Genomic DNA, 2,282 nt, shown 5'->3' with positions numbered 1-2,282 from the left:
GCACCTGATCCCATTTGGGCATGAAGCGGTCGATACAGGCATGGGAGCCGGCAGTTGAACCATCCGCTTCGATACATTTATCGAACGCGACATCGAGAGGATGGGGCTTGTCCTCAGGCTGTTGTTGCTCCTCTGCACCGGCCAGAAAGCCAATCAGCCCCCAGATACAGCACGAGATGCTGAGCAAGTGCCAAGCGTTTTTTTTCATATCGTCTCCTGTCTTCAAATGGTCTTTAATGTTCAGGCCAGCCTCAGTATACGCCAAGCCGGAAACGGGCTGTGAGCCAGAGGAAAACCAAAGAAGTTGCGAGCCGAGAGCTCAGAGCCCATAGCCGAAAAGAACCCCCAGCCGCCAGGCCCCTTTTGCTCACGCACGAAAAAAACCCCCATCCATTGCTGGAGGGGGTTCTTTTCAAGGTAGAGCTCTGACATCGGGCTATCTTCCCGGGCGGTCGCCCGCCGAGTATTGTCGCTGCTGGTACGTTTCACTACCGTGTTCGGAATGGGAACGGGTGGGGCCATACCGCCATGACACCAGAGCACCGTACCTTGACAACTGCACAGACAAACTTCAACAAACCGAATGTTCTTGCAACACACCGAAATGTGTCGTTACAGGGTTAAACCCTCGACCGATTAGTACTACTCGGCTAAGCCATTGCTGACTGTACACCTGTAGCCTATCTACGCGGTTATCTTCCGCGGGTCTTACCCACTCCCGAAGGAGTGATGGGAGATCTCATCTTGAGGTGGGCTTCGCACTTAGATGCTTTCAGCGCTTATCCACTCCCAACACAGCTACCCAGCATTGGCCCCTGGCGGAACCACTGGTACACTGGCGGTTGGTCCGTCCCGGTCCTCTCGTACTAGGGACGGCTCCTCTCAAATCTCCTGCGCTCATACCGGATATGGACCGAACTGTCTCACGACGTTCTGAACCCAGCTCACGTACCGCTTTAACGGGCGAACAGCCCGACCCTTGGGACGTACTACCGCCCCAGGTTGCGACGAGCCGACATCGAGGTGCCAAACCTCCCCGTCGATGTGGACTCTTGGGGGAGATCAGCCTGTTATCCCCAGGGTAACTTTTATCCGTTGAGCGACGCCACTTCCACGCGCTGGCGTCGGATCACTAAGCCCGACTTTCGTCCTAGCTCGACCTGTCAGTCTCGCTATCAAGCTCCCTTGTGCCTTTACACTCTGCGATTGATTTCCAACCAATCTGAGGGAACCTTTGGGCGCCTCCGTTACTCTTTAGGAGGCGACCGCCCCAGTCAAACTGCCTACCAGCCACTGTCCCCAAGCCGGATAACGGTCTCGGGTTAGAAACTAGATGACTCAAGAGTGGTATCTCACCGACGACTCCACAAGTCCTGACGAACCTGCTTCGAAGTCTCCCACCTATCCTGCACATGAGCCACCCAGTTTCAATGACAAGCTACAGTAAAGCTCCATGGGGTCTTTCTGTCCTGGTATGAGTAGGCCGTATCTTCACAGCCAATCCAATTTCACCGAGCCCCTCGCCGAGACAGCGCCCAAATCGTTACGCCTTTCGTGCGGGTCGGAACTTACCCGACAAGGAATTTCGCTACCTTAGGACCGTTATAGTTACGGCCGCCGTTTACCGGGGCTTCAATCAAGAGCTTGCACCCCATCATTTAACCTTCCGGCACCGGGCAGGCGTCACACCGTATACGTCCACTTTCGTGTTTGCACAGTGCTGTGTTTTTATTAAACAGTCGCAGCCACCTTTTCACTGCAACCTCATCGTGCTTCGAGAGTAAATCTCTACACACTACCGAGGCGCACCTTCTCCCGAAGTTACGGTGCTAATTTGCCGAGTTCCTTCTCCCGGGTTCTCTCAAGCGCCTTAGAATTCTCATCCTGCCCACCTGTGTCGGTTTGCGGTACGGTTTTTATGTAACTGAAGCTTAGTGGCTTTTCTTGGAAGCTTGGTATCAATCACTTCGTGCACAAGTGCACTCGTCGTCACGCCTCAGAATTGACCCTCCGGATTTGCCTAAAGGATCTCCCTACACGCTTAAACCACCTATTCCAACAGATGGCTGACCTAACCTTCTCCGTCCCCACATCGCATTACATAAAAGTACAGGAATATTAACCTGTTTCCCATCAGCTACGCATCTCTGCCTCACCTTAGGGGCCGACTCACCCTGCGCCGATGAACGTTGCGCAGGAAACCTTGGGCTTTCGGCGAGGGAGCTTTTCACTCCCTTTATCGCTACTCATGTCAGCATTCGCACTTCTGATACCTCCAGCAT

General features: G+C 53.9%; 1 protein-coding gene and 2 rRNA genes. All 3 read right to left on the bottom strand.

Translation table 11 applies throughout. From position 1 onward, the window contains the following. Positions 1-208, bottom strand: a 208-nt coding sequence (locus tag VK958_RS11715) for a hypothetical protein (RefSeq protein WP_325241529.1), incomplete at its 3' end; no start/stop codon positions are given. A gap of 215 nt (positions 209-423) precedes the next feature. Next, positions 424-539 (bottom strand): 5S ribosomal RNA (gene rrf / locus VK958_RS11710). Between the two features lie 77 nt (positions 540-616). Beyond that, positions 617-2,282: ribosomal RNA gene (locus VK958_RS11705) — 23S ribosomal RNA — on the bottom strand; the annotation flags it as partial.

Origin of the sequence: Methylophilus sp. (assembly GCF_035460085.1) — a bacterium.
Lineage (GTDB): Bacteria > Pseudomonadota > Gammaproteobacteria > Burkholderiales > Methylophilaceae > Methylophilus.
Note: the sequence above shows the minus strand (reverse complement) of the source record. Positions and strands in the feature narration are given on the sequence as shown.